Source organism: Colwellia sp. BRX8-7 (genome assembly GCF_014077275.1).
In the GTDB taxonomy this organism is placed as follows: domain Bacteria; phylum Pseudomonadota; class Gammaproteobacteria; order Enterobacterales; family Alteromonadaceae; genus Colwellia_A.
In genome coordinates this window covers 1-548 of sequence record NZ_JACGVP010000088.1, presented here as the reverse complement: position 1 = coordinate 548, position 548 = coordinate 1, and the positions used below count along the sequence as shown (strand labels likewise).

Sequence of the window (548 nt, the reverse complement as noted above, 5' to 3'; positions counted from 1 at the left end):
TAAGCCTTATTTTCACGTTTTAAACCTTTAATGTCATCGATTCTTACATGGAAACATCGAACAGTTCCTTCCCTTAAAAGTGTCTTTTTATCTTGTCTTGATAAACGTGCTAACCCTGAATAGTGACCAACACATACCCCCTGATATTGAGTTTCTTCTTCATCAAGGGTAGAGGTTAATTCTGTTAGTTCTTGAAAGAGGTTATCTGAGTCTTCGTTGAACTCTGTTAATTCCTTTTTGGAGAACTGCTCAACAATAACAATGGGTTGATCATGTAAACGAAAATATAATGTTTCTTTATAGTTTTCGATAAAGTATTGATAATCTTCAAGGCTTATTTTTGAGTGTCGAGATAACTCACTTAACCGATAGTATTCCTTTTCTAACATATAGACTTCCATTTTCAATAGGTAAAACGAGTAAATATATTTATAACTTCTTAGAAAATATCAGATATGTATAGATTAATCATCATTATATTATTGATTTGTGGGTATTAACTAATTATGGCGTAAAGAATTATTACTTTAGCAGAAAGCTAACTAATG

General features: G+C 30.8%; 1 protein-coding gene. It reads right to left on the bottom strand.

The window, feature by feature from the left end:
- On the bottom strand, positions 1-389 hold a 389-nt coding region (locus H4J57_RS19555), incomplete at its 3' end, for a hypothetical protein (protein ID WP_182244001.1).
- Positions 390-548 lie beyond the last annotated feature (159 nt).